Source organism: Paenibacillus amylolyticus (assembly GCF_051136285.1).
Classification (GTDB): Bacteria; Bacillota; Bacilli; order Paenibacillales; family Paenibacillaceae; genus Paenibacillus; species Paenibacillus amylolyticus_F.
The window spans coordinates 5,421,061-5,446,759 of record NZ_CP194938.1; the positions used below are offsets into that span (position 1 = coordinate 5,421,061).

At 47.3% G+C, this 25,699-nt stretch carries 19 protein-coding genes and 2 riboswitches; of the genes, 14 read left to right on the forward strand and 5 right to left on the reverse strand.

Going from position 1 to position 25,699, the window contains the following annotated elements:
* Positions 1-2: 2 nt before the first annotated feature.
* The 9 genes from ACR8BL_RS23625 to ptsP all read left to right on the forward strand — a co-directional run bounded on the left by ACR8BL_RS23625 (position 3) and on the right by ptsP (position 11,428).
* The gene (locus ACR8BL_RS23625) at positions 3-1,601 is read left to right on the forward strand and encodes a UDP-glucose--hexose-1-phosphate uridylyltransferase (protein WP_434749793.1); all 1,599 of its coding nucleotides are present in this window, start codon (positions 3-5) and stop codon (positions 1,599-1,601) included.
* Positions 1,602-1,728: 127 nt separating this feature from the next.
* Positions 1,729-2,322 (forward strand): MSMEG_1061 family FMN-dependent PPOX-type flavoprotein, encoded by a 594-nt coding sequence (locus tag ACR8BL_RS23630; RefSeq protein ID WP_434753223.1) that lies wholly within the window; start codon positions 1,729-1,731, stop codon positions 2,320-2,322.
* 92 nt (positions 2,323-2,414) lie between these two features.
* Complete coding sequence (locus tag ACR8BL_RS23635; RefSeq protein ID WP_434749794.1) at positions 2,415-3,578, forward strand: iron-containing alcohol dehydrogenase; 1,164 nt, start codon at positions 2,415-2,417, stop codon at positions 3,576-3,578.
* Positions 3,579-3,838: 260 nt separating this feature from the next.
* On the forward strand, positions 3,839-4,375 hold the full coding sequence (locus tag ACR8BL_RS23640) for a protease (protein ID WP_434749795.1): 537 nt from the start codon (positions 3,839-3,841) through the stop codon (positions 4,373-4,375).
* A gap of 83 nt (positions 4,376-4,458) precedes the next feature.
* Positions 4,459-6,012 (forward strand): flotillin family protein, encoded by a 1,554-nt coding sequence (locus ACR8BL_RS23645; protein WP_434749796.1) that lies wholly within the window; start codon positions 4,459-4,461, stop codon positions 6,010-6,012.
* 160 nt (positions 6,013-6,172) lie between these two features.
* Positions 6,173-7,027, forward strand: a complete 855-nt coding sequence (gene glcT / locus ACR8BL_RS23650; RefSeq protein WP_434749797.1) for a glucose PTS transporter transcription antiterminator GlcT — start codon at positions 6,173-6,175, stop codon at positions 7,025-7,027.
* 288 nt (positions 7,028-7,315) lie between these two features.
* Positions 7,316-9,370, forward strand: coding sequence for a glucose-specific PTS transporter subunit IIBC (ptsG, locus tag ACR8BL_RS23655; RefSeq protein WP_434749798.1), 2,055 nt, complete (start codon positions 7,316-7,318; stop codon positions 9,368-9,370).
* A 77-nt stretch (positions 9,371-9,447) separates the two neighbouring features.
* On the forward strand, positions 9,448-9,723 hold the full coding sequence (locus tag ACR8BL_RS23660; RefSeq protein WP_036617010.1) for an HPr family phosphocarrier protein: 276 nt from the start codon (positions 9,448-9,450) through the stop codon (positions 9,721-9,723).
* On the forward strand, positions 9,716-11,428 hold the full coding sequence (gene ptsP / locus ACR8BL_RS23665; RefSeq protein WP_434749799.1) for a phosphoenolpyruvate--protein phosphotransferase: 1,713 nt from the start codon (positions 9,716-9,718) through the stop codon (positions 11,426-11,428). The genes ACR8BL_RS23660 and ptsP overlap by 8 nt, the downstream gene beginning before the upstream one ends.
* A 286-nt stretch (positions 11,429-11,714) precedes the next feature.
* Here the strand turns inward: ptsP and gcvPB are convergent, their stop codons facing one another.
* The 3 genes from gcvPB to gcvT are packed head-to-tail and all read right to left on the reverse strand — an operon-like array spanning position 11,715 to position 15,732.
* Positions 11,715-13,196 carry an aminomethyl-transferring glycine dehydrogenase subunit GcvPB gene (gcvPB, locus tag ACR8BL_RS23670; RefSeq protein WP_434753224.1) on the reverse strand — a complete coding sequence of 494 codons (1,482 nt, stop codon included), beginning with the start codon at positions 13,194-13,196 and terminating at the stop codon, positions 11,715-11,717.
* Between the two features lie 41 nt (positions 13,197-13,237).
* Complete coding sequence (gcvPA, locus tag ACR8BL_RS23675; RefSeq protein ID WP_434749800.1) at positions 13,238-14,593, reverse strand: aminomethyl-transferring glycine dehydrogenase subunit GcvPA; 1,356 nt, start codon at positions 14,591-14,593, stop codon at positions 13,238-13,240.
* A complete protein-coding gene (gcvT, locus tag ACR8BL_RS23680; RefSeq protein WP_434749801.1) occupies positions 14,590-15,732 on the reverse strand; it encodes a glycine cleavage system aminomethyltransferase GcvT in 1,143 nt (380 codons plus the stop codon). The genes gcvPA and gcvT overlap by 4 nt, the downstream gene beginning before the upstream one ends.
* Before the next feature lie 242 nt (positions 15,733-15,974).
* Positions 15,975-16,076, reverse strand: a riboswitch (glycine riboswitch).
* Between the two features lie 3 nt (positions 16,077-16,079).
* A riboswitch (glycine riboswitch) is annotated at positions 16,080-16,202 on the reverse strand.
* Between the two features lie 344 nt (positions 16,203-16,546).
* Here gcvT and gcvH point away from each other — a divergent pair.
* The 5 genes from gcvH (at position 16,547) to ACR8BL_RS23705 (ending at position 22,599) form a co-directional block, all read left to right on the forward strand.
* Positions 16,547-16,939: a glycine cleavage system protein GcvH gene (gcvH, locus tag ACR8BL_RS23685; RefSeq protein ID WP_434749802.1), complete on the forward strand. Its 393-nt coding sequence runs from the start codon at positions 16,547-16,549 to the stop codon at positions 16,937-16,939.
* A 442-nt stretch (positions 16,940-17,381) separates the two neighbouring features.
* A complete protein-coding gene (locus ACR8BL_RS23690; protein ID WP_434749803.1) occupies positions 17,382-18,845 on the forward strand; it encodes a PTS mannitol transporter subunit IICB in 1,464 nt (487 codons plus the stop codon).
* Positions 18,846-18,912: 67 nt separating this feature from the next.
* A complete protein-coding gene (locus ACR8BL_RS23695) occupies positions 18,913-21,021 on the forward strand; it encodes a BglG family transcription antiterminator (protein ID WP_434749804.1) in 2,109 nt (702 codons plus the stop codon).
* 1 nt (position 21,022) lies between these two features.
* Positions 21,023-21,457 (forward strand): PTS sugar transporter subunit IIA, encoded by a 435-nt coding sequence (locus tag ACR8BL_RS23700; RefSeq protein ID WP_434749805.1) that lies wholly within the window; start codon positions 21,023-21,025, stop codon positions 21,455-21,457.
* The gene (locus ACR8BL_RS23705; protein WP_434749806.1) at positions 21,454-22,599 is read left to right on the forward strand and encodes a mannitol-1-phosphate 5-dehydrogenase; all 1,146 of its coding nucleotides are present in this window, start codon (positions 21,454-21,456) and stop codon (positions 22,597-22,599) included. Before ACR8BL_RS23700 ends, ACR8BL_RS23705 begins: the two co-directional genes overlap by 4 nt.
* Positions 22,600-22,896: 297 nt before the next feature.
* Here ACR8BL_RS23705 and ACR8BL_RS23710 read toward each other — a convergent pair whose 3' ends face one another.
* Positions 22,897-23,127, reverse strand: coding sequence for a cysteine-rich CWC family protein (locus ACR8BL_RS23710; RefSeq protein ID WP_434749807.1), 231 nt, complete (start codon positions 23,125-23,127; stop codon positions 22,897-22,899).
* A gap of 178 nt (positions 23,128-23,305) precedes the next feature.
* Positions 23,306-25,288: an endonuclease MutS2 gene (locus ACR8BL_RS23715; protein ID WP_434753225.1), complete on the reverse strand. Its 1,983-nt coding sequence runs from the start codon at positions 25,286-25,288 to the stop codon at positions 23,306-23,308.
* Between the last annotated feature and the right edge of the window lie 411 nt (positions 25,289-25,699).

A 25,699-nucleotide genomic window follows, 5' to 3' on the forward strand; every position in this document is an offset into this window, starting at 1 on the left:
TTATGTCACAGACTCAACCTGGAGCAGAGGCCACAGAGCGTACACCCGAGCAGCAGGAAGCACTGCATGCCATTGAGCGTCTGGTCGCATTTGCCTTACAGAAAAAATTGATCGAGGAAGCGGACTATGATTACAGCCGCAACCTGCTGATGGAACAGTTCGGATTCTCGGAGCCTTACGCCGGTGAATTGGATGCTACAGTTCCTGACAGTCCACAGACCATGCTGGACACTCTGATTGACTATGGATATACAATCGGACTTATTCCTGAAAATAGCGATACGTTCCGTGATTTGCTGGATGCCAAAATTATGGGTCACCTGATGGCACGTCCATCGGAAGTTGTGCGTGCATTCCGCGATAAAGAGCAAACGGAAGGCATCGAGGCGGCAACATCGCAATTCTATGACTTGTCCATTAATTCCAACTATATCCGGATGGATCGTGTCTCCAAAAACGTCTATTGGACGCAGGATACCGCTTATGGTGAGATGGAAATTACGATCAACCTGTCCAAACCGGAAAAAAGTCCAAAGGAAATCGCCATGGCGAAGCTGCTTCCGCCGCCGGTATATCCGAAATGTCAGCTGTGCCGTGAAAATGTAGGTTATGCTGGTCGGGTGAATCACCCTGCCCGCCAGAATCTGCGTGTCATTCCGCTGCAGCTTAACAATGAGCCGTGGTTGTTCCAATACTCGCCGTACGTGTACTACAATGAGCACTGCATTATTTTCCATCATGATCATGTGCCGATGAAACTGACGAAGGATACGTTGCGCAGACTGCTTGCCTTTGTTCAGGAATATCCGCATTACTTTATCGGGTCTAACGCCGATCTTCCGATCGTGGGCGGTTCCATTCTGACACATGACCACTTCCAAGGTGGACGTCATACATTCGCGATTCAAAACGCACAGCCTGAGGCTATCTTCCGTCATGCGGATGCACCTGGGCTGACACTGAGCCTTGTGAAATGGCCGATGTCCGTGATGCGTTTGCATTCACATGATCCTGCGGAACTGTTAGAAGCGGGTGACGCCGTTTATGAAGCATGGAAAGTTTACAGTGACTCCGCAGTAGAGATCGAAGCGTTTAGTGAGATCGATGGGGAAAAGGTGCCTCATAACACGGTAACACCAATTGTTCGCCGCAGCGCGGACGGTGGATTTGAAATGGATCTCGTTTTGCGTAACAACCGTACAAATGATGAGCATCCGGAAGGTATTTTCCACCCGCACCGGGAGATGCATCATCTGAAAAAAGAAAACATCGGTCTGATCGAAGTCATGGGACTTGCTATTTTGCCAGGACGTCTTAAAGAGGAACTGGATGGTATTGCGGACATCTTGGCGGGGAATACACAGCTTGCAGAAGCTGCCCAGGCAGCAGATCACGAGCTGAACAAACATTTACCGTGGACAGAAGCGTTGAAGCAGGGACATGGCTCCAGCTTGACGAAAGAAGAAGCGGTTACGCTTGTGCAACAGCAAGTAGGTTTGAAATTTTCCGAAATTCTGGAGCATGCAGGTGTGTATAAACATGATGAGGCTGGACGTCAGGCATTCCGCCGCTTCGTTAGCAGTATGGGATATACCGAGTAATAAGATTATCTGGCATCCGTTCGATTGCGAACGGGTGCTTTTTGGCATGGATTGAGGTGTATAATGGAGTAAGAAACGAAAGAAGAACAGAGTAGAATGATCCACAATACATAAGGAAACGGGGACGATTCATTTGGAAAAGCAGCCGCTTCATCTTCCATTTATTTCGGATGCCAAGGAACTTAAAAGCATGGTAGGAGAATCAAGCGAACGTGTCCGTAACAAAGTAATCCCGTTTGTAGATTCGCATGTTCAGAATTTTATCACGAAGTCACCCTTGTTCTTCTTGTCCACTTCGGATCAGGATGGAAAATGTGATGTATCACCGCGCGGGGATGAACCCGGCTTTGTTCGTGTATTGGATTCTCATAGATTGGTGTACCCGGAACGGCCGGGCAATCGGCGGATCGATTCGTTATTGAACATTTTGTCAGATCCGGGTGTGGGCATGTTGTTTGTGATTCCGGGTTTGAATGAAGTGTTGCGTATTAATGGAGCAGCTCGGATCACAAAGGATGAAGAATTCATCGCAAGCATGAACTGGAGTGGTAAAACGATTGGAGCAGCCGTCATTGTTGAAGTCGAAGAATGTTTCATTCATTGTCCACGGGCTTTCAATCAGGCAGGACTGTGGGACGTTACAACTTGGGCAAAGACAGAAGACTTGCCATCTGTAAATGCACTTCTTCAGGCGCATCTGCAGATTAATGGAATGAACTAAAGTGAGCGGCTATCGATTTGTTTTTCTATAAAAGGGGTACTATAATTGAGGTTGCACTAAAAATTAAACTCCCTTGGAGGCGATTATAGATCATGAGATCTTTTCAATTTTATAACCCAACTCGACTAATCTTCGGTAAAGGCCAGCTCGAAGCGCTGAAAACGGAAGTGCCGAAATACGGCAAACGGGTTCTGCTTGTATACGGCGGTGGTAGCATCAAACGCAGCGGACTGTATGATCAAGTGCTCGGTATGCTTAAGGAAATCGGAGCAGAAGTGACGGAGCTTGCAGGTGTGGAGCCCAACCCGCGTTTATCCACTGTGCACAGAGGAGTAGACCTCTGCAAAACGAATAATATTGAGCTGATTCTGGCCGTTGGCGGTGGCAGTGTACTTGATTGTGCCAAAGCGATTGCCGTTGGGGCCAAATATGATGGAGACATGTGGGACTTTGCACAGCGTAAAGCTGTTGCACAAGATGCACTTCCACTTGGCACAGTGCTTACTATGGCCGCTACCGGTTCAGAGATGAACTCCGGTTCCGTAATCACAAACGAAGAAACGCAAGAGAAGCTGGGTTGGGGCAGTGCTTATTCTTTCCCTGCGTTCTCAATTCTTGATCCCGTAAATACATATACCGTACCGAAGGATCAAACGGTATACGGTATGGTGGACATGATGTCTCACGTATTGGAGCATTATTTCCATCTGGACCCGAATACGCCTGTTCAACTCGGCTTCTGCGAGACGATTCTGCGTACCGTTATGGAAGCAGGTCCTCGTTTGGTAGATGATCTGGAGAATTATGAACTGCGCGAAACGATTCTGTACTGCGGAACGATGGCGCTTAATGGTGTACTGAACATGGGTCTGGCAGGAGACTGGGCATCTCACAATATTGAACATGCCGTATCCGCGGTCTATGATATCCCGCATGGTGGCGGACTTGCGATTCTGTTCCCGCACTGGATGAAACATAACCTTGATGTGAAGGTTGATCGTTTCAAACGCCTTGCAATCAACGTGTTTGATGTGAACCCTGAAGGCAAAACGGACAGACAGATTGCCGAGGAAGGAATCGATGCACTCAGCAAGTTCTGGACATCCATTGGTGCACCAAATCGTCTGGCTGATTATGATATTGATGACAGTCAGATTGAAGTGATGGCCGATAAAGCGATGCTGTTTGGGCCGTTTGGTAACTTCAAAAAACTGCAGCGTGAAGATGTGGTATCCATCTACAAAGCTTCGCTGTAGGTGAAATGAGAAGCTTGGCATATAAGCTTAAAATCAATTGGAATACGAACATAAATGCAAGTCTCCTGTTGGAGGCTTGCATTTTTTTGCATGGGCAAGAGAAATGGAGCATTTCTGAATATTATAATGCTAATACCCATTAGCGGTTCCTCAAGACATCTTAGGAAAGATTTTGAAACATTTTGCCTGGATGTACGTATTTATTTACATGTGGAATGCACAGTTGGGAGAATTTGCAGCAGAGAGAGGAGGAAGAGGGGATGGAAGCAATTTATTGGGGATGTCTCATCGGAGGTGCCGTTTTTGCTATCGTTAGCCTGGTGCTGGGTGACTTGATTGACGGTTTGCTGGATGGTGCATTTGAAATGCCTGGTATTGATTTTTTCAAACCTGTTGTACTGGCGGGTTCCATCACTGCTTTTGGTGGAGCAGGCATACTACTTACGCGGTACAGCTCTCTTAGTGTGATGTCTAATCTGATCTTATCCCTGTTGATCGGTATTGCTGCAGCCATGCTGGTATTCTTTGCATACATCAAGCCGATGCGTAACAGCGATGTTTCTATTGGTTTTTCTATGAAAGAATTATCCGGAAAGATTGGAGAAATCACCATTCCAGTGCCGGAACAAGGGTTTGGTGAAGTGATGATCCGATTCGCTTCCGGTAGTACAACGCAAACGGCGTCCAGTTTTGAACAGCTCCCCATTGCGGCGGGAGCACGAGTGGTCGTCATAGATGTGGTGGATGGCGTATTGCGCGTATCGGAGTGGGATGAAAAGGTACTTAAGGAAGTCTAATGTCAACAACAGAAATGCTAAGGTTGAAGATTGTTGAAGGTGGAAGAAGTTAAAGTACTTACGAGATAAGGGGAGAGATGTGAATGACTAATCTGGACTGGGATGTATTGTTGATTCCTGTAATTGTGGTTGGAGTTATTCTGATTTTGGGTTTGGCTTTCTGGGCGAGATATAAGACGGTTGGGCCAGATGAAGCAATGATCGTGACAGGTTCGTTCCTTGGTAATAAAAATATATCGGATGACGACTCAGGTCGTAAAATTAAAATTGTCCGTGGCGGCGGTGCATTTATCCTGCCAGTGTTCCAGCAATCCGAGTTTATCTCATTGTTATCCCACAAGCTGGATGTTTCCACTCCTGAGGTATACACGGAACAGGGTGTTCCGGTAATTGCAGATGGTGTAGCCATTATCAAGGTCGGAGGCGCTGTTGAGGACGTTGCAACGGCAGCTGAACAATTCATTGGGAAACCTGTAGAAGCGCTGAGAAGCGAAGCTCAGGAGGTGCTAGAGGGTCATTTGCGGGCTATCCTCGGTACAATGACGGTTGAAGAAGTCTATCGGAACCGGGATCGATTTGCGCAAGAGGTTCAAGGCGTAGCAGCAAGAGACTTGAAGAAAATGGGACTACAGATTGTCTCTTTTACCATTAAAGATGTCCGTGACAAGCAGGGTTATCTTGATGCACTAGGTAAACCGAGAATTGCAGCCGTGAAGCGGGATGCCGAGATTGCTGAAGCGGAAGCGATGCGAGATGCACGTATTCAAAAGGCAAATGCGGAAGAACAGGGTCAAAAAGCGGAGTTGCTGCGTGATACGAATATCGCCGAGGCTGCCAAAGAGAAGGAACTGAAAGTCGCGACGTTTAAACGGGATCAGGATACAGCAAAAGCGGAAGCCGATCAGGCCTACCACATCCATGAAGCCCGTGCCAGACAGACCGTAGTGGAAGAAGAAATGAAAGTAGAACTTGTCCGTAAAGAACGGGAGATTGACTTGCAAGCAAAAGAAATTATCGTACGCGAAAAGCAATATGATGCGGAAGTGAAGAAAAAAGCCGAAGCGGATCGTTATGCAGTCGAGCAGGCGGCTGAGGCTGACAAAGCGAAAAGAATGCGTGAAGCTGATGCAGTACAGTATTCCATCGAAACACATGCCAAGGCTACAGCTGAACAAAAGCGTCTGGAAGGTCAGGCTATGGCGGACGCGGAACTTGCCAAAGGTACGGCAGATGCGGAAGTTATTCGTCTACGTGGTCTTGCAGAAGCTGAAGCGAAAGAAAAACTGGCAGAAGCATTCCAGAAATTTGGTGAAGCGGCAGTACTCGATATCATCGTCAAAATGTTGCCTGAACTTGCTGGTAAAATTGCTGAGCCAATCTCGGCTATTGATAAACTTACCGTTGTGGATACAGGTAAGGGAGAGGGTGCAGCTCGTGTCAGCAACTATGTGACTGAACTTATGGCAACTGCACCCGAAATGCTCAAAAGTGTCTCCGGTATCGATGTTGAACAACTGATCAAGGGGCTCACGAAGCCCAAAACAGCTACACCTGTTGCTGTTCAATCGAGTGAATCTGTTAAAAGTCCTTCCATCACCGATAAGCTTGTAGAGAGAACGGGCATGGACGATTACTAACGAACATGGCATATAACATGTTGCTCTATTGACCTCAAGGCGAATTTTTGTTACTTTTTAAGCGAGACGTCCGGCGCGGTTTGCCCGCTCCGGATGTTTTTTTGTATGAATGAAGATGTGTCAGACACATCCAAGATGGTGTGAAAAAAGAGGTGCAAAAATGAGCAGCCTGCATGTAGATAAAGCGCTAAATAATAACGTAATTATTGCACAGCATCCTGAGCATGGCGAAGTTGTTGTCATCGGCAAGGGGATTGGCTTTAATCGAAAGCCGAGTGATGGCATCCCACTGACGGCTGTAGAGAAGATGTTTATTTTGAAAAACCAGCAGGAACAGGAGCAGTACAAACAGCTTCTTCCGCAGGTAGATGAAGCTTTGATTGAAATTATTAATGAAGTCATCACGTATATCGCCGAGCGTACAGATGTTCAGCTTAATGAGCATATTCATATTGCCTTAACGGATCATATCTCTTTCGCGCTGAAACGCAAAGAACAAGGTATTATTATTCAGAACCCTTTTTTATATGAAACAAGGGAGATTTACCCGGACGAGTATCGGATGGGAGAATACGCTGTTCGTTTAATTAAGGAAAAAATGGGCGTGGATTTGGGCCAAGATGAGATTGGTTTTGTTGCTCTTCACATCTATAGTGCAATGACGAATCAAAACATATCCCAGGTGCGTGAGCATTCTCAATTAATTACGGATCTGGTGAACCTGGTTGCAGACCAACTCGACTATTCCTTCGAAACGCAGTCTTTGGATTATTCCCGTCTGTTAACTCACCTTCGGTTTGCCTTGGAACGTGTGCGCCGTGGAGATAAGGTGGAGGAGCTGCACAAACTGGATTCCTTGCTCAAATTAGAGTACCCCGAAATGTACTCGCTTGCATGGAAGCTCACTAAAGTGATGGAAAAGCGCTTAAAACTGCCTGTATATCCGGCAGAAGTTGGTTATTTAACCATACATCTGCAGCGGTTAAATCAGCGGAAAGAAGAAGAGAATAAGTGAGATCATTTGAGTGGTGCATGCAGAATAATATTTTTTTCTGTAAAGGCTTGCAATACGTTTAAAGTGATGCTACAATGGTGACCGTAATCAAGCAACTGAATAAACATAAGCGACGTGTTACTGACTCGATCAGGCATGAGTTAATTAGAGTGTGATTGTTCTACCTTTTTAAGGGTATGCTATACCCCAAGGTAGGCACAGTTCACTTTTATTAGTTCATGCCTTTTTTGTGTTCCCTTGCTTGCATCACGACATATACATTTGAAACGAAAGGAAGAATACAACGCCATGTTTAAGAAGCTTTTTGGTGTATTGCAAAGAGTAGGTAAAGCTCTCATGTTGCCTGTAGCGATTCTTCCAGCCGCAGGTTTGCTGCTCGGAATCGGTAACATGCTGGTGAATCCGGATTTCCTACAGTATGCTACTGCACTCGATACCCCATGGGTAAACTCGATTGCAACCATTATGATGAATGCAGGTCAGATCGTATTTGATAATCTGGCATTACTATTTGCGGTCGGTGTAGCCGTTGGGCTCGCTGGTGGTGAAGGCGTTGCAGGACTTGCAGCCATCATCGGTTACCTGGTTATGAATGTGACTTTGGGTTCTGCTGTAGGTGTTACACCTGCCATGATCGGCAAAGTACCTGGTTATGCAAGCATTCTAGGTATTCCGACATTAAGCACAGGGGTGTTTGGAGGTATCATCATCGGTATCGCCGCGGCACTGTGTTATAATCGATTCTTCAAAATTGAACTGCCGTCTTACCTCGGTTTCTTCGCAGGTAAACGTTTTGTTCCCATCGTTACTTCAGTAGTCTCCCTGCTATTAGGGTTGCTTCTGGTGGTCATCTGGCCTCCAATCCAGAACGGATTAAATGCCATTTCTCACTTCATGGTAGATACAAGTCCGACCTTGTCGGCCTTTATCTTCGGTGTTGTAGAACGGTCACTGATTCCGTTCGGTTTGCATCACATTTTCTACTCCCCATTCTGGTTTGAATTCGGTGAGTATGTGAACAAAGCGGGTGAAGTGATCCGCGGAGACCAAAAAATCTTCTTCAGTCAGTTGCGTGATGGCGTTGCTTTGACTGCGGGAACGTTCCAAGTTGGTAAATTCCCGTTCATGATGTTCGGTTTGCCAGCAGCCGCACTTGCGATGTACCATGAAGCAAGACCTGAACATAAAAAATATGTTGCAGGTATTATGGGTTCAGCTGCACTGACATCATTCCTGACAGGGATTACGGAACCATTAGAGTTCTCGTTCCTGTTCGTAGCACCAATTTTGTTTGCTGTGCACTGTATCTTTGCAGGTTTGTCTTTCATGACCATGCAATTGCTTGGTGTGAAAATCGGGATGACCTTCTCAGGTGGTTTTATTGACTTCCTGATCTTTGGTATCATTCCAAACCGTACACCATGGTGGGACGTTATTATTGTCGGTTTGATCCTTGCTGTGATCTACTACTTCGGATTCCGATTGATCATTCGTAAATTCAACCTCAAGACACCTGGACGTGAAGAAGCTTCAGCGGACAATCCATCCGGCGGTTCTTCTGGTTCGACCGACGATCTGCCGCATAACATTCTTGAAGCCTTTGGCGGCAAGGAAAATATTAAACATCTGGATGCATGTATTACTCGTTTGCGGATTGAAGTCAATGAGAAATCCAATGTACAAAAAGATCGTTTGAAACAATTGGGTGCATCTGGTGTGCTTGAAGTGGGTAATAACGTTCAAGCCATCTTCGGAACACGTTCCGATACGATCAAGTCCCAAATGCAAGATATCATTGCAGGACGTACACCTGCACCAACTCCAGCCGCTGAGGTTAAACCAACTCCTGAAGAGGAAAGAGCGCAAGGGGAGCAAGGTGAACGTATTGTTGAAGAGGATATCGTGATGCCAGTCAATGGCGAGCTGATGGATATTACGAATGTACCTGATCCGGTCTTTGCTGAAAAAATGACAGGTGACGGATTCGCCATTTTGCCACATGATGGAACGATTACATCTCCTGTGTATGGTAAAGTATTTAATGTATTTCCAAGCAAACATGCCGTGGGCATTATGTCTGACGGTGGTAAGGAAGTGCTTGTTCATATAGGTGTGAATACGGTGAAACTGAAAGGTCAAGGTTTCAACGTACTGGTTCAGGAAGGTGATCTGGTATCAGCAGGTCAACCGATTATGGAAGTGGATCTGGAGTATGTGAAAGCTAACGCTCCATCGATCATATCTCCTGTCATCTTCACCAACCTGCCAGAAGGCTCCACCGTCACCTTGAAAAAGAGTGGCGTGCTCAAAATTGGCGATCAGTCGATTATTGAGATAAAATAAGAAGTGTTACGATGATGGCAAGCAAGTGTAAATATATGCAATGCCTAAACCAAACTACCGAAAGTGAGATGATTGTAATGCAACAAACATTCAGAATTACAGACGAAGATGGTATCCACGCACGTCCGGCAACTGCCCTGGTTAATACAGCAAACAAATTCAAAGGTGCAGAATCCTTTGCAGAAGCAAACGGTAAAAAAGTAACGTTGAAATCCATCCTGGGCGTTCTTTCCCTCGGTTTGGAACAAGGCGACACGATCAGCATCATCGTTGAAGGTGAAGGCGAAGCTGAAGCTCTTCAAGCTCTGACAGACGTAATGGTTAACGAAGGGTTGGGCGAAATTAATGCTTAATGTTTCCGGGATCGCGGCTTCGGCGGGTATTGCTATCGCCAAGGCGTTTATCTTGGAGCATCCTGACTACTCTGTAGAAAAACGCCAAATTAACGACGTTGACGCAGAGATCGCTAAACTTGACTCAGCTCTGGGTAAATCCCGAGCTGAGCTTGAGGCGATCAAAGAGCGTACTTTACAAGAGCTTGGTGAGAAAAAAGCAGAGATTTTTGCATCACATTTGCTCATTCTGGATGATCCGGAACTGATTGATCCGGTTAAAGCCAGAATTGCAGACGATATGATCAACGCAGAATTTGCTCTGAATGAGACGGCTTCCCAGTTCATCTCCATGTTCGAGAACATGAAGAGTGCATACCTGCAGGAACGTGCAGCAGATATGCGTGACGTAACCAAACGTGTGCTAAATCACTTGCTTGGTATCGACTTTATGAGTCCGGCTGAGATCAGTGAAGAAGTGATTGTGCTTGCGGAGGATCTAACGCCTTCCGATACAGCTCAATTGAACCGCCAATATGTTAAAGGTTTTGCAACCAACATTGGTGGACGTACTTCTCACTCCGCAATCATGGCTCGTTCACTTGAGATTCCGGCTGTTGTTGGAACGAAGGATATTCTGGCTCAAGCGAAACAAGGTGACCTGATTATTGTGGACGGTCTGGATGGACATGTCCTGGTTAACCCTACAGATGAGGTTGTTGCTGAATACCGTGCCAAACAGGAACAGTATGATGCACAACGTGCGGAGTGGAGAAAACTGCGTGACGAACCAACCGTTACGGTGGACAACGTTCATGTGGAACTGGCTGCAAACATCGGTACTCCGAATGACGTAACAGGTGTATTGGAAAACGGCGGTGAGGCAGTAGGCCTTTATCGTACCGAATTCTTGTACATGGGCAGAGACAAGCTTCCTTCCGAGGATATTCAGTACAATGCATACAAAGCCGTACTTGAAAAAATGGAAGGCAAACCTGTCGTAGTTCGTACACTCGACATCGGTGGAGACAAAGAGCTTCCTTATCTGGATCTGCCAAAAGAAATGAATCCATTCCTCGGTTTCCGCGCAGTTCGTCTGTGTCTGGACCGTCTGGATATCTTCCGTACACAGTTGCGTGCTTTGCTGCGTGCAAGTGTACACGGAAACTTGCGTGTCATGTTCCCGATGATCGCAACACTGGGTGAATTCCGTGATGCTAAAGCAGTCCTGCTCGAAGAGAAGGAAAAGCTGGTTGCTGAAGGGATTGCTGTTTCCGACAGCATTCAACTCGGGATCATGGTCGAAATTCCTTCAACAGCTGTAATGGCGGATCAGTTCGCCAAAGAAGTGGACTTCTTCAGTATCGGTACCAACGATCTGATTCAGTACACGATGGCTGCTGACCGGATGAATGAACGTGTAGCTTACCTGTACCAACCATACAACCCAGCTATTTTGCGTTTGGTCAAAATGGTTATCGATGCAGCGCATCGTGAAGGCAAATGGGTTGGCATGTGCGGTGAAATGGCAGGAGATGAAACAGCAATTCCATTGCTGCTTGGTCTTGGACTGGATGAGTTCAGCATGAGCGCAACCTCCATTCTGCCAGCGCGTAGCCAGATCACCAAATTGTCCCGTGCGGACATGCAAGAACTGGCTGCCAAAGCTTTGGAAATGCAAACCGCTGAACAAGTGGTTGAACTCGTTCAAAGCATTCAAGCGTAATTTTGCCGGAGTTTCCTCCGGATTTGAGGTTTTCTTTTTCCGATAAAGGGCTGCATTAATGCAGTAATATTGCCGGTGTCCACGATTAAGTGGGTACCGGCTTTTTTTCATGGTTAAAGCTTGGCAATTGGAGTTCAGATTAGGGCGAAAAAATAATCCCCTTGTGGGATGAGGCCAAACCAAAACCTCATCATGCACAAAGGGATTCCAAAAACCTGGGCATAACTGCTATTCTTCAGCTTATTCTATCATCAAAATGGACCGAGGACTGTCGAGTAAAACTTGATTAGCTGCAAGCACAGTTTAATACAGGTTTGCGTGCTGCAGTTGTTTCATCGAGACGAGTTACCGGCGTTCCGTATGGAGCATTGAGCACCAATTCCGGTGTTTCTTCTGCTTCCTTGGCGATGCGAATCATCGTATCGATAAACCCGTCCAGCGTTTCCTTGCTCTCGGTCTCGGTTGGTTCAATCATGATACACTCCTCGACATTAAGCGGGAAGTATATCGTAGGCGGGTGATAGCCAAAATCGAGCAGGCGTTTGGCTACATCCAGTGTACGCACACCATACTGTTTCAGGCGGCGCCCTGACATGACAAATTCATGTTTGCACACGCCAGGATACGGAATTTCGTAATGAGGTGCCAGACGAGCCATCATATAATTGGCGTTCAGCACTGCGCATTCGGATACACGGCGCAGACCCTCCGGCCCATAGGTGCGAATGTAAGCATAGGCACGAACCAGGATACCGAAGTTGCCATAATAGGCTTTGACCCGGCCGATCGATTGATCTCCTTCGTAATCCAGAGTGTATGCGCCCTGATCATTTTGAAGAACCATCGGTTTAGGTAAGAACGGAATAAGGCGGCTTTTGACACCGACTGGTCCAGCACCAGGGCCACCACCACCGTGAGGCGTGCTCATCGTTTTATGCAAGTTCAGATGTACCACATCAAAGCCCATATCGCCCGGACGTGTGATGCCCATAATGGCATTGGAGTTAGCACCGTCATAATACAACAGTCCGCCAGCTTCGTGCACGATGGACGCAATCTCTTGAATATCCTTTTCAAACAAACCGAGCGTGTTCGGATTTGTTAGCATGAGCGCTGCGGTATCTGAACCGACTGCAGCACGCAGTGCATCCAAATCGACCAGACCGTCGGCGCGGGACGGAATGGTGACCGTTTCGAATCCGGCTACGGTTGCACTGGCCGGGTTGGTGCCATGAGAGGAATCGGGCACGATGACTTTGGTACGCAGTTCACCACGGCTTTCGTGATAAGCCCGGATCATCATGAGTCCAGTCCATTCCCCGTGTGCGCCAGCAGCAGGTTGCAGGGTTACGGCATCCATGCCCGTCAGACCTGCGAGATCATTTTGCAAGGTGTGGAGCAATTCGAGAGCACCTTGCAGGCTTGATTCATGCTGGTAGGGATGGATTTTAGCAAAACCGTTATAACGGGCCACATCTTCGTTAATTTTCGGATTATATTTCATCGTACAAGAACCGAGCGGGTAAAATCCGTTATCTACCCCGAAGTTGCGGCGGGATAATGCGGTGTAGTGGCGAATGACATCAACTTCGAAAACTTCCGGCAACGCTGCCGCTTCGGAGCGCAGCATTTCCCGGGGAATCAGCATATCAACTTCCTGACGGGGAACATCACATTCCGGCAGGGAATAAGCCACACGCCCAGGACTGCTTAATTCGAAAATTAATGTCTGTTCGGGAGCAGCAGAGGTTGATGGTTGTGGGCTAATAGTGGCTCCTTGTACTTGTGTGTCAATTCCAGTCTGCTGAGTCACAGCGATCCCTCCAATACACATGCGAATTCATCAATCTCTTCCTTGCTGCGTCGTTCAGTAACGGCAATGAGCATATGTCCAGTGAGCTCCGGATATTCACGTCCCAGTTCATAACCGCCGATGAAACCTGCATCCAACAGTTTCAGCTGAAGGGCATCTATATCTGTTCCTTCAGGAAGCTGGATGACAAACTCGTTAAACGTAGGGACCTTATAAGTGAGGCTTACTCCGGGAATAGCTGTTAACGTTTTTAGTGCATAGTGACTCTTCTGCAGATTCAGATCAGCCACATCGATCATGCCCTGCTTTCCTATAGTAGACATGTAGACGGAAGCACTAAGCGCCAGCAAGGCCTGATTCGAACAGATGTTGGACGTCGCCTTTTCCCGGCGGATGTGCTGCTCGCGTGCTTGCAGCGTCAGTACGAAGCCGCGTTTGCCGTTGCGGTCCGTTGTCTGACCGACAATTCGGCCAGGTATCCGGCGCATGTGAGCCTGGGACACGGCGAAGTAGCCGCAAGTCGGTCCGCCGAGCGAAGCGGCGATTCCAAGGGGTTGCGCATCGCCTACAACGATGTCGGCACCCAGCTTGCCTGGGGCTTCTAGCAAACCGAGCGACAGCGGGTTGGCGCTTACGACGAGCAGGCCTTTGTGCGTGTGCACAAGGTCGGCAGCCTGTTTTACATTTTCCACGGCACCAAAGAAGTTCGGGCTCTGAATCATCACTGCTGCTGTATCCTCCGAAATGGCTGTTTGCATGGCATCCCAATCGGTCACGCCGTTCTTGTAACCAATCTCCACGATCTCCAGACTCAAACCATGTGCATAGGCCTGCAACACCTGACGGGCTTCCGGGTGAACGGTACGGGATACGATAAGCTGTTTGCGACGTGTGGCTGCTGCGGCGAGATTACCTGCTTCAGCAAAAGCCGTTGCGCCATCATACATACTGGCATTGGCTACCGCCATGCCCGTCAGCTCACAGATATAAGATTGAAATTCGAAGATCGCTTGCAATTCCCCTTGGCTGATCTCAGGCTGATAAGGGGTGTACGCTGTGTAGAACTCCGAACGGGAAATAACATGGTTGATGACAGATGGGATATGATGGTCATAGATGCCTGCGCCCAGGAAGCTGGCATGTGTCTCAAAGTTGGCATTCGAGCCTGCCTGCTTCGACATATGGCGTGTTAACGCATATTCGTCCAGCTTGGAGGACACGGGCAGCTTGCCTTGGTAACGAATTTCCTGCGGAATATCTTTGAACAGATCTTCAATGGTTTCTACACCAATCGTAGCGAGCATTGCGCTCTGGTCTTGTTCGGTCATAGGAATGTAGCGGTGCTTGTTCATGCTTGCTCAGCTCCTTGGGTAGGGGTCTTTGACGTACGTGTCCGTTTATGAAAAGGGGTCTTGATGACCTCGGCTTTCAGCTTTTTGCCACGAATCTCAATCTCCAGAGCTGTACCCAGTGCAGCGTAACGGCTCTCAATCAGGGCAAGGCCCAGATTACGCTTCAAGGTCGGCGACTGTGTACCGGTTGTCACTTCACCAATCTGAACGCCATCCGCATAGATGGGGTAATGTGGACGCGGAATGCCGCGCTCCAGCACTTCGATCCCAATCAGCTTGCGAGCAGGGCCGTCATTTTTTTGCTGCAACAAAGCTTCGTGTCCGATAAAAGGCCAGGCGTTCAGTTTCACAAACATGCCCAGCCCTGCCTCCAGTGGAGAGATGGTTGGTGATAGTTCCTGACCGTATAAAGGCAACTTCGCTTCGAATCGCAGTGTATCGCGTGCACCAAGTCCTGCTGGAACGAGGCCTACATCAGCACCGGCTTCCATTAGTCCGTTCCATACAAGTGCAGCCTGCTCTGCGGCAACATACAGCTCAAAGCCATCTTCGCCGGTGTAACCGGTTCGCGATAGCAACAGCTGTACTCCGCATACCTCGGCATCCTGTACGAAGCGGAACGGTTCGATGGAGCCAGCATCCACCTCTGAACCTGTAACTTTAGCGAGAATATCGACCGCTAAAGGGCCTTGTAACGCCAGCAACGCCATTTGCTCGGAATCGTTAATCATGTTCACGCCAGGTATAATGTGCTCCTGCAACCATGCCCAATCTTTGTCGATATTGGAGGCATTGACGACCAGCATGTAGTGTTGTTCTGCGAGTTTATAGATGAGCAAGTCATCCACTACACCGCCATCGGGATAACACATCAGCGTGTATTGCGCCTGACCGGGTACTATTGCGGTCACATCATTAGTCATCATGCGCTGTAAAAAGGCTTCCGCCTGTTCACCCGTTACGGTGAATTCGCCCATATGGGATACATCGAACAGCCCGGCGCGCTCTCGCACGGCTTCATGTTCCTTTTGAATACCGCTAAACTGCACCGGAAGCTCCCAGCCACCAAAATCAATGCAACGTACACCTTCATATTGCGCATATAGGGGGAAGAGTGGTGTTCTTAACAAGTCGGACATCCAATCACCTCGTCATGGGCCTTCAGCGGGCCGAGTATAGAAAAGAGAATCTGTTAACCGGGTATAAATTTAATTCAATTCCGTCATGTAACAAGTACAGTCACACATAAGTATTTGATTAGTCGTTTATAAAGTCACGCTGCCAGGGCAGACAATTCTAAATCCTGCATTTCATTTTTGAGGAAAAAGGAAAAGGACAGGCCAAAGAACCGGCATGCCAAGTAGCACGCTGTATTCTTAGGCTCTGTCCCTTGTACCTGAGAGTTACCCCGCCCGTATGTTCAGACAGGTTTCCCCTTGGGTGATCATAACGTCCAGACCGGACGATTAGATGCTCTCCAGAGTTGCGTCCTGTAAAAGTCCTTTTGCCTGAGAGATTCACCCCCGCTTGTCGGTGGTTTACTCCTTCGGCGCCGCCTCATGCACATCCCCAAACCGGGTGTACGGGCAATCTCTCCCTTTACATTCATCCGCGGTTCATACGTAGTCCAATAACTTCAGTTGCTCTTCTCATTAAAACGTGAATCGACTGTTGATGTCAAGAACGATATCATTACATTTATGTTAAATGCGAATGTTTTTGTATTTGTAAATGTTAATGTTCGTCTATTTGAAAAGAGTGCGCTTACTATGTTAATATTCACCAGTATATGCAGAAAGAGTAGTGTGAGGTTACACGAGACAAGGTATGGATTTCAAATAAATTGTGAGCTATCTTGACATTTGAATCCGAAATAACATACGCTGTTATTTGGGAAAAAGGTGAAGGTCAAAGAACGCATGCACTCATTAATGAAAAGCGAGGCGGATATCGATGAGCGAATTGAGAAATGATTTCCTGTACAGTGAAGAGCACGAATGGGTGCAAACCGTAGGGGAGGATACCGTACGTATTGGCATTACCGAGTTCGCGCAGCATCAGCTGGGTGACATTGTGTTTGTAGAATTGCCTGATCTTGAAGCAAGTGTAAAAGCAGAAGACAGCATCGGCACGATTGAATCGGTCAAAACGGTGTCGGATCTGTTCTCACCCGTTAGTGGCACCATTATTGCTGTGAACGAAGCTTTGCAGGACTCGCCAGAATTGGTGAATAGCTCTCCTTATGAAGAAGGATGGATGATTGAAATCCGTGTGGATGGAGATGTAACAGCTGCGCTAGCTACATTGCTGAATGCGGACGCATATCGTAAACATACGGAGGAGTAAACAAGACCGAATCACCGAGGTTATTTGTACTTATAGACATATATATAATCACATATGAATAGATCATTTTATCTCCAAACCTGCGTGAGCTATGTAGCTTATGCAGGTTTTTTGGTGTGTTTTTTGTGCATTTGGGAGAGTGTTCAAGCAGGAGTGACGTAGATTTTATGAATAGAAACAGTTCAAACCGACCAAGCTATTTTATTGCTTTGCATCCTGGATATGAACAAAGTCATAGGCAGAAAAATCCTTGTATATCAAGGGTTTGATCATATATTCCTACTAAAAAACGATTACATAATCTAATGTTGTCATCATTATTCATGACGAAAGTACGCTTTCATTTGATTGAACAGGAGAGGTTTCTCGCTTAGGATTACAGCAGGGGAAGAATGATACCCCTTTCATATTGATAATGACTTGATCCAAGGAGGATAAACCAATGAGTAATTTGGACCAAATGTCCAATTCTAAGGGTGGAATACGTGTAGGTGTGCAACGATTCGGACGGTTCTTGAGCGGTATGGTTATGCCGAATATGGGCGCATTTATTGCCTGGGGACTGATTACTGCCATGTTTATTAAAACAGGGTGGTTCCCGAATGCGACGCTAGAACAACTCGTAGGTCCGATGATTAATTATTTGCTGCCGCTCTTGATCGGTTATACCGGAGGTACGATGGTCCATGGTCAGCGTGGTGGTGTCGTTGGTGCAATTATGACCATCGGTGTCATTGTAGGTAGTGACATTCCAATGTTCCTCGGTGCAATGATTGCGGGACCCCTCGGAGCATGGGTCATCAAGAAGTTCGACAAATCCATTGAGGGTAAGATCAGAGCCGGTTTTGAGATGCTGGTCAACAACTTCTCAGCAGGAATCATTGGTGGAATTTTGGGCATTATCGCATTGCTCGGTATCGGGCCGGCAGTAGAGGCGATCAGCAAAGTATTATCTGCAGGTGTACAGGGTCTAATGAACCTCGGTTTGTTGCCACTGGTGAACCTGATTATTGAACCGGGTAAAGTATTGTTCCTGAATAACGCGATTAATCATGGTATTTTGACACCAATTGCAACAGATCAGGCAAGAGAGCTGGGCCAATCCGTCCTTTACATGCTTGAGTCTAACCCGGGACCGGGACTAGGTATTTTGCTTGCTTACTGTTTCTTCGGTCGTGGAATGGCGAAATCTTCTGCACCTGGAGCAGTAGTCATTCATTTCTTCGGCGGAATTCACGAAATTTATTTCCCGTACATTCTGATGAGACCGATTCTGATTCTGGCAGCTATTGCTGGCGGTGTCGCCGGCACGTTAACGTTCATGCTGACTGGAGCAGGACTGGTGTCGGCGCCGTCACCGGGCAGTATCATCGCCTACTTCCTGTTGACACCAAAAGGTGGATACATTCCAATGCTCGCAGGGGTTATCGTTGCTGCAGTTGTTTCTTTCCTGATCGCCTCTCTGTTACTCAAAACAGGTAAACAGAAGGAAGAAGATCTGGAAGAGGCCTCTAGCCGAATGAAAGATATGAAAAGCCAAGGCAATACAGTAAATGCAGCCATTGCAGCGGATAACCGTGAAGCAGACAGAGCAGTGGATATCGCAACTTCTGCAGCTTCCAAGGCAAAAACAGATGTGAAAAAGATTGTTTTCTCCTGTGATGCGGGTATGGGTTCCAGTGCCATGGGGGCTTCGATTCTACGCAAAAAAATGAAAGCCGAAGGGATCGACATTGCTATAACCAACACGGCGATCAGTGAAATTCCGCAAGATGCAGACGTTGTCATTACGCAAAAAACACTAACGGATCGTGCACGTACAGTGGCACCGAACGCAGAGCATATATCCATTGACAACTTCCTAAAAAGCCCGGAATATGAAGCGCTTGTTGAACGTTTGAAATAAGCGGAGAGCAGACTGCGAACCAGCTTCTAACGAGGGCAGCCGTTTTCCCAGAGCCGGAGGCTGAGATATGAGTATTACCAAAAGACAACGTGAAATTGTGGAATTCCTGCTGGAACATCCCCATGAAGTCACGGCCGGTGAAATTGCCGTTGAAGTAAAAGTGAGTACCCGTACCGTGCATCGTGAGCTGCTGATGATTGAACAGTGGCTTGAACCGCTCGGTATGCGATTGGAAAAAAAGTCGGGAACCGGGATACGTATTGACTCCGGTTCAGATGATCTCAGCACATTACGCCAGAAGCTGGAAGGTCATGAATATGTAGAGTTTACGCCGGAAGAGCGTAAGCTCTTCATGCTTTGCATCTTGCTGGATGAAGCCGAACCGGTCAAACTGCTCGCGCTCGCTTCCGATCTGAAAGTGACGGTCTCGACGGTTACCACGGATCTGGATGATCTGGAGTCACGTATCCGGCAGGCAGGGTTGAAGCTTGTTCGAAGGCGAGGATATGGTGTCAAAATCACCGGAAGTGAAGCGATTCATCGCAGAGCCATTGCGGCGCTCGCTTTGGAAGTACTGGATGAGTCGGATCTCTTTGGTAGGCAACCGGAGCAAGGGAGCTCCATCGTCAATCAAAAGTTGCTCAGCATGATCGGTCATAGTGATGTGCTTACCATTGAGAATGCATTATGGCAGCCGGATATCGAATGGCTCGAAAAAATTCCTGAACGACAGTACATGAAACTGCTTATTCAGTTATCGGTAGCGGTTGTTCGCATACGCAAAGGTTTTAATATAGGACGTTCTTCCTCAGAAATTATTACCACCGTAACTGAAGGCATATCGGCGGAGCAGCGTGAACAGCGAGTCCCTGTATTCATGGCTTCGCGTCTGTGCAGCGTTCTATACTCACAGCTTGGAGTCACCTTCTCCGAAGAAGAGTGGACGTATTTTCATCAATTGCTTACGGAAACAGAGCAGCAGATTCATTCTTCTCGACTACTTCCGATTGATGATTTGATTCTCATGGACAGAGTGCATTCACTAACGGATCAGATGCAGGAAAGAACAGGTTATACCTTTCATGAAGATCGTTTGCTTCGAGAAGGGCTAATTACACATATGGTGCCTGTTATGGAGCGGCTTGAAGGACATCAGGTTATCCGTAATCCGTTATTACAGCAGATTCGCAAGGATTATGACATCCTTTTTGAACAAGTTAAAAAGTCCGTGTTACAGGCATGGCCGGGAGCAGCAGTTCCGGATGAAGAGATCGGTTTTCTCGTGATGCATTTTGGTGCTTCTATTGAACGGCTACGAGCGTTAAAGCAGGAAATTCGGGCGATCGTGGTATGTAATAGTGGCATTGGTTCCTCGCGTATGCTGTCCAGTAGGTTGTCCAAGGAGTTTCCGGAAATACAGATTGTAGACAGTGTCTCCTGGTATGAAGCGGCCCGAATGCCAGCCGAAGAATATGATCTGGTGTTATCCACCGTCGATTTGCCAATGGAGGAAGATCAGTATTACAAGGTCAGTCCGCTGCTTACAGCAGAGGAAAGCGAGAGCCTGCGACATTTTATCAAAACAACAACGTTACAGCGGCATGATCGCAAACCCCGTGACAAGGGGGATGAGACAACGAATCCTAACATTTCCGACCCGGATGGAATGGAAGCAACATTGCTTGAAATTGTGCGCATTATCGGTAAATTTCAGGTACATGCCATGGATAACACTCATCTTGATTTTGCCCAAAGTGTGCTTGGGATGTGTAAAGTTGCACATCGAGCAGGTGTATTGAAAGACCCGGAAGAGGTTGCCAAACTGCTTGAGGTTCGTGAGTCGATGGGCAGTCAGAAGATTCCCGGTACTCAGCTGGCTCTTTTCCATACACGGAGCGAAAACATCTATAAACCATCCATTAGTCTTTTTCAACTTGAGGAACCCTTGCTTCGGACAGTAGAGGACCCGGAGGGAGTAAGCGATGTGCTGCTGATGCTTGGGCCAAAGGAGCTATCCAAGGAAAGCCTGGAGGTTCTCAGTGAGATTAGCGCACTTTTGCTGCAAGAAGAGATGATTACGTTGCTGGGGAAAGGGAACAGGGATGAGATTATTCATTACCTGTCCCGCGAACTGGTTGGATTTTATCGCAGTAAAAATGAAATTGGAGGTCTATAACATGAGTGTGTTAACAACAGATAAAGTCATCATGAACGCGACGGCTCAAGATAAATACGAAGCTATTCGTATGGCAGGGCAGATTTTGAAAGATGCAGGTCATATCAGTGCCGATTATATTGACAAAATGATTGAACGTGAAGAGATCGTATCCACCTATGTGGGCAATGGACTGGCTATTCCGCATGGGACGAAAGAATCCAAAGCATTTATTCTCTCGACTGGAATTTCGGTAATTCAGTTCCCACAAGGGGTTGATTTTGGAGAAGAAAAAGCGTACATGGTCATTGGCATCGCGGCACAAGGCGGCGAACATATGGAGATTCTAACGAGCATTGCAGTCATTTGCGCCGAGGAAGAAAATATGGAAGCATTGCGGCAAGCGAAAACCGCTGAGGAAGTTATCACAATTCTGGAAAGTGAAATGGAGCTATGAAGGCCCTTCACTTTGGCGCAGGTAATATCGGACGTGGATTTATCGGCTTGATTCTGTCCCGTGCCGGATATGAAGTGACGTTCTCGGATGTAAACCAGGAACTGGTGAATGCTCTTCGGGAGCGCGGTGAGTATACCGTGGAGCTTGCCAATGAGAGTAAGGATCAGGAGGAGGTAACCGGAGTAACGGCCATTGATGGGCGAGAGTTGAAGACCGTTGCTGAAGCGGTGGCAGAAGCAGATCTGGTTACTACTGCGGTGGGGGTAGGTGTGCTAAAGCATATTGCGCCAGGAATCGCAGAAGGTCTGGAGCAAAGAAGACGTGCAAGTTCTGTGCAAAAACCCCTGCATATTATCGCTTGTGAGAACGCCATCGGTGGGAGCGCACAGCTTAAGGAGCATGTGTATGCTTTGCTGGATGAGCAGGGGTGCTCGTTTGCCGATCAATATGTTTACTTCCCGAATTCGGCCGTAGACCGGATTGTCCCGATTCAGAATCATGCAGATCCGCTGCATGTTCAGGTGGAACCTTTTTATGAGTGGGTTGTGGATCGCTCCGAGATGGCGCCCGCGTTTAAACCGATGGATGGTGTTGTTTATGTGGATGATCTGGAACCTTACATTGAGCGCAAACTGTTTACCGTCAACACAGGACACTGCGTTGCGGCATATATCGGTTATGTGCACGGGTATGATACGATCCAGAAGGCGATTGCTGATGAAAAAGTAAAATCTGTGGTATATGGTGCATTGCAGGAAACGGGTCAGGTGTTGGTGAAACGTTTTGGCTTTAACCCGGAAGAGCATGAGCAGTATATTGTGAAAATTTTGGGACGGTTCGTTAATCCTTATCTGACCGATGAGGTAACCCGTGTGGGGCGCTCGCCACTGCGCAAGCTCTCCCCAAATGATCGTCTCGTTCGCCCGGCGCTTCTGGCGCATGCGGACGATATGACGATGACCCATCTGGCTATGGGCATGGCGGCGGCCTGCAAGTTTGATGTAACAGGTGATCCCGAAGCAGCCGAATTGCAAAGTATGATTCGTGAGAAAGGAATCGCAGCTGCGTTGTCACACTATACCACTATGGATGAGGAGCATCCGGTCCTGGTGGAAGCGGTGAAGCAGTACCGTCACATGTAATCCGTTAGTATAACCGTAATCGAAGTCTGGCAAAGTGTGTTGAAAGTCCAGCGGGGACACCACTATAAGGCTGGAGCGTTAATGAGTTCATCCATCTGTTTATACAGAAATATAGATGGAAAAATAGATGCCAAATTGTAATAACGAACTTAAATATTAAATATAAAGAAACCATCCCTTCAAATGAATGATGTAGTTCCATTTGAGAAGGAATGGTTTCTTTTATTTTTCGATCCTAGTTAACAATCGGCTCTTCATATCGCTTTTAGCGAATAAGAGCTGGTTATAGCAAAATAGTTACTCATGCTCACGTACATAGTTCTCCAAACATTGCTGACAAATGCATGACTTGCCGCGCTGCTCGGTTGGAATACGCTCAAACACACCTTCGGGAAAGGAAACATGGCCACACCAGCATTCCGAATGTGGTTTACCCGCGGCGTAGGCACAAGCATTGCTTTCACCGCAAAGTGCACATATAAACACATTGACCGTTTCGCTGGGAGTGCTATCCTGCTGATCAGACATCGACTAGGCCTCCTTTTCAGTGTTTTTAAGCCGGGCGGTGGCTATCCATGAATTTCAGTATAACAAATCAAGCAGTTATACACCGCACCTTTTAGAATAATGACTGGCTCGAATTGTAACGCAACGTATCGATAGAATGGAGATTACACACAGTTTCCTGGTTGTGAGAGCGTGCCTTTCATTCTTCCGGTGGCAGCTCAATTTGTAACCCATCGACATGTTTACGCCCCATCAATTTGCGTTTTTTGCGGTTTTCTTTGCTCTCCAGCACAATGTCTAAATCGTAATTGCCTGGATACAACTCATCAGCAGAGATGTGCAGGCGCAGACGTTTCTTATGAATTTTTAGTTTGCGTCCCCGGACCATGACTTCGATCTGTCCTCGATTGTCCTCTTCTTCACTTACGATACCTGCCTGATCCAGATAGGCGATATAAACGCGGTCTCCTTTACGAAAATCACGAATTGGTGCCGGATCAGAGACGAGAGGCGCATCGTTTGGAGATATAGTCTCATTTGGAACGGTCGTATGTGCATTTTGCTCTTTAGGATCAGTTTGTTCCATAGAAACAGGTACGGTAGTGTGATTTTCGCCATCTGTTTGAGGCAGTAGCTCTTTCAAAACAACTTGCACAGTGTTCTTTGCCAAAGCCGCCTCGTCCACAACAGATTTGGAACGATCGATAATATGCTTGGGCATGCCCAGCTTCAGCGCAATGGAATATGCATAACTTTCACCGGCTTCTCCGATCCGAAGTCGATACAGAGGTTGGAGAGATATCGTATCGAACTCCATACGTGCATTTTCAAACCCAGGTGTGGCTGAAGCGAAATGTTTAATTTCCCCAAAATGTGTTGTAGCCACAACGGTTGCTCCGCAGCGATGCAATTCCTCCAGCATGGCTATGGAGAGTCCCACACCTTCACCAGGATCTGTGCCTGACGCCATTTCGTCAATAAGCACAAGCGTGGAAGGATTCGCCTGCTCCAGAATGGTAATCATATTCCGAATATGTGCCGAGAATGTGCTGAGTGCCTGTTCAAGACTCTGACCATCGCCGATATCCACTGCGATCTGTTCATACACAGCCATCTCTCCTCCCTCATGCACAGGAACAAGCAGTCCGGATTGCATCATCAGCGTTAATAGCCCCAGTGTCTTGAGTGCGACGGTTTTGCCGCCTGTATTCGGACCTGTAATGATGAGGGACGAGTAAGTGTATCCGATGGAAAAATCAAGCGGGATCATTGACGGCCCCATCAACGGGTGTCTCGCTCGTTGCAGGTTAACTTTACCCTTGCTATTAACGTGTACGGATTGTCCGTCAATAGCTGCTGCATATTTTGCTTTGGCAAATAGAAAGTCCAAGACACCAACGGTTTCCGTATTTAAGGCGATCTCTCGGCTGTAAGATTCGGTCAGATCAGTCAGGTCGCCGAGAATTTTCATCTCTTCCCTGGATTCCTCGGCCTGCAGAGAAGTGAGTTCCATCTGCAGACCTGTCAGCTCGGCAGGTTCGATATAGACGGTTTGGCCGCTCCCTGATTCGTCGAGTACACTGCCTTGGACGTGTTTGCGGAATTCTTTTTTGATGGGCAGTACGGTTCTTCCATTTCGCTGACTCACGACTTGCTCCTGCATGATTGAACGGTGTTTACTAACCAGAGAATCCAGCTTGCGTTTCATACGTTCCTCGTTCACACTCATTTTTTTTCGGATGCGAACAAGTTCTTTACTCGCCTGATCCTGAATGCGACCACTGTGGATACAGCGTTCGATCTCGCTTCGCAAGGATTCCATAAGGATCATGGAGGATGCATAACGACTAACGATCGGTGCTATACCGGATTTGCTCTCCATATATTTCATCAGTTGTGCGCAGCTGCGGAGAAACTGGGCAAGATGACTGAAGTCACGTTCACTGAACAGATACCCGGTACCGAGGAGGTCGATGATGGTCTCCATTCCTTCCAGCGAAGGAATAGGCACACTCGCTCCGAAACGGACAAGAGCGGTCGCTTCTGCAGTTTCGTCCAGACGCATCTGAATCAGATGCGCCTCGGTCATTGGTTTGAGTTCCCTGGCGTATCGTTTGCCCAGATAGGAAAGGGCACAGTCTGCAATGTTTTTCTGGATATGATGGAAGCCAAGACTGGTCAAGGTTTGTTCGTTTGAGCTTTTGATATTTGCTATCGTGCTAGCGTCATTATTGTTGGTATTAATGTTCACGTCTAAATCTCTCCTTCATGTAAAATGTTTTTGTGTGCTACAGTGAAAAAAAATTCCTCATGGAAAACACAAAAAGGGCGGGGAATGAACAAACGTCATTCTCCGCCCTGAACGTATGGGAAAGCAAAGTCTAATAAGGGTCTGTACAAAAAAAATCCGCGCTGAACACAGCGCGGAAATAGACCCGGACATAGGCAATCCCGGAGGCGATGTTTGATTCCGCTGTTCTTAACTAAGTACAGGGATCTGGCGCATCATGAAGCACACGTATGCCATAACGGCAAAAGTGTCATAAGAGGCCAAACTCCTGAATATGAAACTTGATTAGTTAAGAACGCTCAC

Excerpts from the sequence above, each read along its gene's own strand:
- ptsP (WP_434749799.1), top strand. The coding sequence starts at position 9,716 with ATGCTTAATGTTTCCGGGATCGCGGCTTCGGCGGGTATTGCTATCGCC.
- ACR8BL_RS23625 (WP_434749793.1), top strand. The coding sequence starts at position 3 with ATGTCACAGACTCAACCTGGAGCAGAGGCCACAGAGCGTACACCCGAG.
- glcT (WP_434749797.1), top strand. The coding sequence starts at position 6,173 with ATGAGCAGCCTGCATGTAGATAAAGCGCTAAATAATAACGTAATTATT.
- ptsG (WP_434749798.1), top strand. The coding sequence starts at position 7,316 with ATGTTTAAGAAGCTTTTTGGTGTATTGCAAAGAGTAGGTAAAGCTCTC.
- gcvT (WP_434749801.1), bottom strand. The coding sequence starts at position 15,732 with ATGTCCGACTTGTTAAGAACACCACTCTTCCCCCTATATGCGCAATAT.
- ACR8BL_RS23705 (WP_434749806.1), top strand. The coding sequence starts at position 21,454 with ATGAAGGCCCTTCACTTTGGCGCAGGTAATATCGGACGTGGATTTATC.
- ACR8BL_RS23700 (WP_434749805.1), top strand. The coding sequence starts at position 21,023 with ATGAGTGTGTTAACAACAGATAAAGTCATCATGAACGCGACGGCTCAA.
- ACR8BL_RS23635 (WP_434749794.1), top strand. The coding sequence starts at position 2,415 with ATGAGATCTTTTCAATTTTATAACCCAACTCGACTAATCTTCGGTAAA.
- ACR8BL_RS23710 (WP_434749807.1), bottom strand. The coding sequence starts at position 23,127 with ATGTCTGATCAGCAGGATAGCACTCCCAGCGAAACGGTCAATGTGTTT.
- ACR8BL_RS23645 (WP_434749796.1), top strand. The coding sequence starts at position 4,459 with ATGACTAATCTGGACTGGGATGTATTGTTGATTCCTGTAATTGTGGTT.
- gcvH (WP_434749802.1), top strand. The coding sequence starts at position 16,547 with ATGAGCGAATTGAGAAATGATTTCCTGTACAGTGAAGAGCACGAATGG.
- ACR8BL_RS23660 (WP_036617010.1), top strand. The coding sequence starts at position 9,448 with ATGCAACAAACATTCAGAATTACAGACGAAGATGGTATCCACGCACGT.
- ACR8BL_RS23640 (WP_434749795.1), top strand. The coding sequence starts at position 3,839 with ATGGAAGCAATTTATTGGGGATGTCTCATCGGAGGTGCCGTTTTTGCT.
- gcvPA (WP_434749800.1), bottom strand. The coding sequence starts at position 14,593 with ATGAACAAGCACCGCTACATTCCTATGACCGAACAAGACCAGAGCGCA.
- ACR8BL_RS23690 (WP_434749803.1), top strand. The coding sequence starts at position 17,382 with ATGAGTAATTTGGACCAAATGTCCAATTCTAAGGGTGGAATACGTGTA.
- ACR8BL_RS23695 (WP_434749804.1), top strand. The coding sequence starts at position 18,913 with ATGAGTATTACCAAAAGACAACGTGAAATTGTGGAATTCCTGCTGGAA.